Origin of the sequence: Amycolatopsis sp. MtRt-6 (genome assembly GCF_017308975.1) — a bacterium.
In the GTDB taxonomy this organism is placed as follows: Bacteria; Actinomycetota; Actinomycetes; order Mycobacteriales; family Pseudonocardiaceae; genus Amycolatopsis.
Map to the genome: position 1 here is coordinate 25,322 of NZ_JADWPD010000056.1, position 7,001 is coordinate 32,322.

Annotated in this window: 4 protein-coding genes and 1 pseudogene; all 5 read left to right on the forward strand. The window is 69.0% G+C overall.

Translation table 11 applies throughout. The features are described 5' to 3' along the window. Positions 1-17 precede the first annotated feature (17 nt). On the forward strand, positions 18-1,442 hold the full coding sequence (locus tag I4Q55_RS48070; RefSeq protein ID WP_206797683.1) for an MFS transporter: 1,425 nt from the start codon (positions 18-20) through the stop codon (positions 1,440-1,442). Positions 1,443-1,482: 40 nt separating this feature from the next. Then, the gene (gene leuC / locus I4Q55_RS48075; protein WP_206797684.1) at positions 1,483-2,889 is read left to right on the forward strand and encodes a 3-isopropylmalate dehydratase large subunit; all 1,407 of its coding nucleotides are present in this window, start codon (positions 1,483-1,485) and stop codon (positions 2,887-2,889) included. Then, positions 2,886-3,497, forward strand: coding sequence for a 3-isopropylmalate dehydratase small subunit (gene leuD / locus I4Q55_RS48080; RefSeq protein ID WP_206797686.1), 612 nt, complete (start codon positions 2,886-2,888; stop codon positions 3,495-3,497). The genes leuC and leuD overlap by 4 nt, the downstream gene beginning before the upstream one ends. Continuing rightward, positions 3,494-4,270: an RraA family protein gene (locus tag I4Q55_RS48085; protein ID WP_206797688.1), complete on the forward strand. Its 777-nt coding sequence runs from the start codon at positions 3,494-3,496 to the stop codon at positions 4,268-4,270. Before leuD ends, I4Q55_RS48085 begins: the two co-directional genes overlap by 4 nt. Positions 4,271-4,301: 31 nt before the next feature. Continuing rightward, positions 4,302-6,863: pseudogene (locus I4Q55_RS48090) on the forward strand (indolepyruvate ferredoxin oxidoreductase family protein); the annotation flags it as partial. Positions 6,864-7,001: the final 138 nt, after the last annotated feature.

Here is a 7,001-nt window from a genome sequence, read left to right on the forward strand (position 1 = left end):
GAGGAGACGACCGCACGATGACAGACCTGAAACACGACCTGACCGGCTCGGGGCCGCTCCAGGTCGCCGCGAGACTCGATCGCCTCCCGGTGTCCCGCTGGCACTGGAAGCTCGTCCTGCTGGTCGGCCTGACGACGTTCTTCGACTCCTACGAGATCTACATGAGCGGCGTCCTCGGCAGTGTGCTGGCGAAGCCGTGGCACCTGACTTCCTTCACCCAGCCGCTGCTGGTCGGGGCGCCGTTCTTCGGGATGATCTTCGGCGCGATCTTCCTGGGGATGGTCACCGACCGCTTCGGGCGGCGGCAGATGTTCATGTACAACCTCGCCGCGTACTCGCTGCTCGCGGTCGCGTCGGCGTTCTCGGCCAACGTGGCGATGCTCATCGCCCTGCGTCTCGTCTCCGGCGTGTTCCTCGCCGCGGAACTGATGCTGGTCGACACGTACTTGAGCGAGTTCATGCCGCGGAAGGCCCGCGGTCGCCTGATCGCGGTCGCCTACGCCATCGGCTTCCTCGCCGCCCCGGTCGTCGCGGGTCTCGGCGGGCTGCTCATCGTCAAGACGCACTTCCTGATCGACGGCTGGCGCTGGATGATGATCGGGGGCGGCCTGGGAGCGCTGGGGGTGTTCGCGCTCCGCCGCAATCTCCCCGAGTCCCCGCGCTGGCTCGCGGAGCGCAACCGGCCGCACGAAGCGGAAGCGGTAGTGGCCGAGGTGGAATGGACGGTGGAGCGGCAGACCGGCCGCGAGCTGCCCGAGGTCCCTGGCGTCGCCTACAAACCCGTGACGAAGATCCGGTTCCGCTCGATGTTCCGCCCACCGTACCTGAAGCGCACCGTGATGATGTGGATCTTCCAGATCACCCAGACCGTGGGCCAGTACGGCTTCGCGTCGATGGCGACCCTGATCCTGGTGAGCAAGGGGCACACCGTCCCGTCCTCGCTGCTCTACACGGCGCTGTCGTTCATCGGCGCGCCGGTCGGGGCGCTCCTCGCCGTGCCGTTGGTCGAGCGCGTGGAACGGAAGTTCCTGGTCATCGGCGGCCTCACCGTCATCGGGATCGCCGGCATCGTCTTCGGCAACGGGACGAGCACCGCGGTCATCGTCACCGCCGGCGCGGTGATCACCGTTTCCAACAGCATCGTCTCCGGCGCCTGGCACGTCTACCAGGCCGAACTGTTCCCCACCCAGGTGCGCAGCACGGCAGGCGGGGTGGCGTACTCGTTCTCGCGCCTAACGGCCGGTCTCCTGCCCTTCGGGGCACTCGCCATCCTTCACCAGTTCGGGCCGACGCAGGTCTTCGTGGCAGCCGCCGTGATCATCACGATCACCTGTCTCGATCTCGCGGTCATGGGGCCGCGGACGAACGGCCGCAGCCTGGAAGCCGTGACGGGTACCGGAGACCGTGCCACCGCCGAACCGGTGACACAGCGCGGCGCCTGACGCGCCTTCGACATCAGGGCCCACGGGGAAAGGAAGGCAGATGGCCAGAACGGCGGCCGACAAGATCTGGGACGCGCACACCGTCCGGGCGGACGACGGCGGGCAGGACCTCGTCTACCTCGACCTCCACCTGCTGCACGAGGCCAACACCGCACAGGCGTTCGCCGGTCTGCGGGAGAAGAACCGCACTGTCCGCAGGCCCGACCTCACGCTCGGCGTCGAAGACCACGTCACGCCGACGATCGGCGGCCGGGACATCGCGGACAGCCTCACCCGGCGGTACGTCACCGAGATGCGCCGCAACTGCCAGGAGTTCGGTATCGAACTGTTCAGTCTCGGTCACCGATCGCGGGGCATCGCCCACGTGGTCGGCCCGGAACTGGGTCTTTCCCAGCCGGGCATGACGATCGTCTGCTGCGACTCGCACACCACGACGCACGGCGCCCTGGGCGCGTTGGCCTTCGGGATCGGCACGAGCCAGGTGGAGCACGTGCTGGCGACCCAGACGCTGCCGATGCGGCGGATGAAGAACATGCGGGTCACCGTCGACGGAGTACTCCCACCCGGCGTCACGGCCAAGGACCTCGCGCTGGCCATGATCCGCGAGATCGGCACGGCCGGTGGACAGGGGCATGTCATCGAATACCAGGGACCGGCGATCCGCGCCCTGTCGATGGAAGGCCGGATGACGTTGTGCAACATGAGCATCGAGGCCGGTGCTCGCGCGGGCCTCGTCGCCGCGGACGAGGTGACCTTCGAGTACCTGCGGAACCGGCCGCATGTACCCCAGGGCGCCGCGTTCGACGAAGAGGTCGAGTACTGGAAGACGTTCGCCGGCGACGAGGACGCGGTCTTCGACAAGGAAGTCCGGCTCGACGCCTCCCTGCTCGCCCCGCACGTGACCTGGGGCACGAACCCCGCCCAAACCGTGGGGCTGAACGAGGTCGTGCCCGCGCCGGCGGAGATCGCCGATCCGGTCGAGCGGCTCGCCGCGGAGCAAGCGCTCGCCTACATGGACCTGACGCCCGGGACGCCGATGAAGACGGTGCCGATCGACGCGGTGTTCATCGGATCGTGCACGAACGGGCGCATCGAAGACCTCAGGGAGGTCGCCGAGGTCTGGCGAGGACGGCGGATCTCCCCGGAAATGCAGGTCTACCTGGTCCCGGGATCGGAGACGGTGCGCAGGCAGGCGGTCGCCGAGGGCTTGGACCGCGTGTTCGAGGCGGCAGGTGTCCCGCTGCGGAATTCCGGCTGTTCGATGTGCGTGTCGATCAACGGCGAACGCCTCACCGCCGGGACCCGGACCGCGTCGACGAACAACCGGAACTTCGAGGGACGGCAGGGGCCCGGCGTTCGCACGCACGTCGTCTCCCCGTCCGTGGCCGCGGCCAGTGCGGTGCTCGGCCACCTCGCCGAACCGAGCGACCTGGAGGTCCGGGCGTGAAGCCGCTGCGCACCCACACCGGCACGGCCGTGCCGCTCCGGAAGTCCAACGTGGACACCGACCAGATCTACCCGGCGCAGGCCCTCCTCACCGGAAGCATGACGAAGACCGGTCACGCCGCGGCGCTCATGGGCGAGTGGCGCAAGGACCCGGGCTTCGTGCTCAACAAGCCCGAGTACGCGGGTGGTTCGGTCCTCGTCGCCGGTCCGGACTTCGGCACCGGATCGTCTCGTGAGTGGGCCGTCTGGGCGTTGGCGGACTACGGCTTCCGGGTGATCTTCTCCGTGCGCTTCGGCGACATCTTCCGCGCGAACGCGGCGAACAACGGGCTCGTCGCCGCCACGCTGCCCGGCCGGGCGATCGAAGCGCTGTGGGAGCAGATCGAAGCCGAGCCGCGGACGCCGCTGACCGTGGACCTCGAGCGCCGGATCGTCTCCGTCGCCGACCACGAGTTCACGTTCGAGTACCCGGACGATTTCCGGTGGCGGGTTTTGAACGGCATCGACGAGATCGAGCTGACCATGCGGTACGACGACGACATCACCAGGTACGAAACCCGCCGCCGCGCGTCGATGCCGAAAGTCATCCGTCCCGAGGTCGTAGCGTGACGGACGACATTCCCGACGCGGTCCGGCACCGGCTGACCGGGCGAGTGCCCCTCTCCCGGATCAAGACGGTGGACGTACCGCGGCACGACGCCGCCGTGGCGGCGAAGCTGCTCGATCTCCCGGACCTGGCCTCGGCCGTGGCCGACGCGCTCGACGAGCTCGGGGTGGGTGCAGTACTCACCACCGACGCGTTGGCGCCCTTGGCGCCGGACATGCGGGTCTGCGGTCCCGCCGTCACCTTGCGCTATGTCCGGGCGAACGCCGATCCGGCGGTCGTCCGGTCGGCCGGAACCCGGCTGGCCGTCGCCGACCGTGACTTGTACGGCGTGGCGTGTCCCGGGGATGTGGCGGTCTTCGATTGCGGGGGCAACCGCGACTGGGCCGTGGCAGGCGGGCTCTCGGCCGAATGGGCACGCAAGGCCGGAGTCGCCGGCTGCCTCGTCGACGGCGCCGTCCGCGACACCGCCACAATCGTCGGCTCCGGCCTCCCGGTGTGGAGCGCGAACCGGTCTCCGCGAGCAGCTCGCTACCGAGTGGACGCCGTCGCGATCAACGACGTGGTGACCATCGCCGGTGCCGCAGTCCGTCCCGGCGACTACATCGTCGCCGACGCCGACGGCGTCTGTGTGGTGCCCTTCGAGCATCTTCCGGCCGTCGCCGACGCCTGCGTCACCGCTCAGGCCGCGGAGGACGCCCTGCTCGGCACCATCCGGGCCAGCTCCGGCTTGACGGAGCTCGTCCTCCGCACCGGCGGCCGGCCCGCCCCCGAATGACTTCCATCCGGCCTCGAAAGGTATCCCCCGCATGAATTTCTCCCTGGACGACCGGTACCGGCTCGACGAGGGCGCCATCTACCTGACGGGCATTCAGGCGCTGGTCCGGACGGTCCGTGACCGGGCGAGGCTCGACCGGCTCCGCGGGCAGTCCTCCGCGTCCTTCATCTCCGGGTACGAGGGCTCGCCGCTGGCGGGTTACGACCTGGAGCTGGCCCGGCGCAAGAAGATGCTGGACGAGCTCGACGTCGTGCACCGTCCCGGCGTCAACGAGGAACTCGCCGCGACGTCGGTCATGGGCTCGCAGCTGACCTCGCGCGTCGGCACTCCGAAGTACGACGGGGTGACCGGGTACTGGTACGGCAAGTCGCCCGGCCTCGACCGTGCCTCGGACGCGATCCGGCACGCCAACCTGGTCGGCACCGATCCCCGCGGCGGGGCCGTGGCCCTCGTCGGTGACGATCCCGCGGGCAAATCCTCGTCGCTGGCTTGCTCTTCCGAGGTGGCGTTGGCCGACCTCTCGATCCCCACCCTGTTCCCCGCCGATTCCCAGGACGTGCTCGACTTCGGCCTCCACGCGCCCTACCTCTCCCGGTTCACCGGCCTGTGGTCCGGGCTCAAGATCGTCACCGCGGTGGCCGACGCCGCCTGCACCGCGACCGTCCACCCCGACCGCGTCCTGCCGACCTACGGCGACCTTCCCGAGAGCACCTTCACCCCCGACGCCCGCTTGGCCGGCCCGGCCCTGCTGCGCCTCGAGCGAAGCATCGTCTCCGAACGACTGCCCCGCGCCTTCTCCTACGCCCGGATCAACAAGCTCAACCGCATCGTCACCCGCTCGTCCGGCGACCGCATCGGCCTCATGGCCGCCGGAAAGACCTACCTCGACCTTCGCGAGGCGCTGGACGCGTTGGGGCTCGACGACGAAAGGCTGCGCCGCTACGGCATCCGGGTCGCGAAGATCGGCATGATCTGGCCGCTCGACCCCCAGGTGATCACCGAGTTCGCCGCGGGACTCGACGAAGTCATCGTCGTCGAGGAAAAACGACCCTTTCTCGAAAACGCCATCAAGGAAATCCTGTACGGCGTCTTACGGGCACCGATGGTGCTCGGCAAGACCGACACCGACGGCCGCGAACTGGTCAGTCCGGTCGGGGAACTCGACGCCGACCAGGTGGCCGCCGCGCTGAGCCGCCGTCTGGGCGACGTGCACGGGATCGAGTCGGCGCGCGCCTGGAAACGCCGCCCGGTCACGAGCCGGACGACACTTCCCCTGCTGACCCGCACGCCGTACTTCTGCTCCGGCTGCCCGCACAACTCCTCGACCAAGGTGCCCGAGGACACGCTCGTGGGCGCGGGCATCGGCTGCCACGCCATGGTCCTGATGATGGACGGCAAACACGCCGGCGATGTCATCGGCCTCACCCAGATGGGCGGGGAAGGCGCGCAGTGGCTCGGCATGGCGCCCTTCCTGGCCGAGAACCACTTCATCCAGAACCTCGGTGACGGCACGTTCACCCACTCCGGAAGCCTCGCAATCCGCGCCGCGGTCGCCTCGGGCGAGAACATCACCTTCAAGCTGCTCTACAACGCCACGGTCGCGATGACCGGTGGCCAGGACCCCGCCGGCGGCCTGTCCCTGGACCAGGTGGCGAAGCTGCTTCTCGCCGAGGGCGTGTCCAAAGTGGTCATCACGACCGAGGACCGGAACCGCGTGCCGGGCCGGCTGCTGCCCGCGGGAGTGGACGTCCACGAACGTGGTGACATCCTCGCCCTTCAGGAGGAGCTCGCCCAGGTCCCCGGGGTGACGGTGCTGGTGCACGACCAGGAGTGCGCCGCCGAAAAGCGCCGCAAGCGCAAGCGCGGCCTCACCCCGACACCGACGACACGGATCGTGATCAACGAGCGCATATGCGAAGGGTGCGGTGACTGCGGCGAAAAGTCCAACTGCATGTCGGTGCACCCGGTCGAGACCGAATTCGGCCGCAAGACCCGCATCCACCAGTCCTCGTGCAACCTCGACTACTCCTGCCTCGAAGGCGACTGCCCTTCGTTCGTGGCGGTAACACCCGGCACCGTCAAGGCCAAGCGGACGGCCGTCGCGGACCTGGGACCGGACGCGATCCCCGCGCCCACCATCCAGGCGGACCCGGACGACTTCGCGATGCGCATCACCGGGATCGGCGGGACCGGAGTGGTCACCGTCGCCCAGATCATCGCGACCGCCGCGGCCATCGACGGCCGCGCGGTCCGCAGCCTCGACCAGACCGGCTTGGCCCAGAAGGGCGGCGCCGTGGTCTCCGACCTCAAGTTCACTGCCACGCCGTCGGAGTCCTCCCCGAAGCTCCGCGCCGGATCGTGCGACCTGTACCTGATCTGCGACTCGCTGGTCGGGACCGATCCGGTCAACCTCAAGGCGGCGTCGGCGGACAAGACCCTCGCCGTGCTGTCCACCACCCAGGTCCCCACCGGGCAGATGATCGTCGACACCGGAATCCGCTTCGCTGAACAGAGCGCGATCCGCAGCGCCCTCGACAGCGCGGTGGCGCGCACCGTGTCCCTCGATGCCGGCCGCCTCGCACAAGAGCTCTTCGGGAGCGAGCAGGGCGAGTTCAATCGGTCGATGCAACACCGGGTGTTTGTAATGAGCGTAGCTGCTCGGCGAAGACCTCGGCCGGGGTTCGCCAGCCGAGGATCTTGCGGGGCCGGTTATTGATCGTGAAGGCGATGG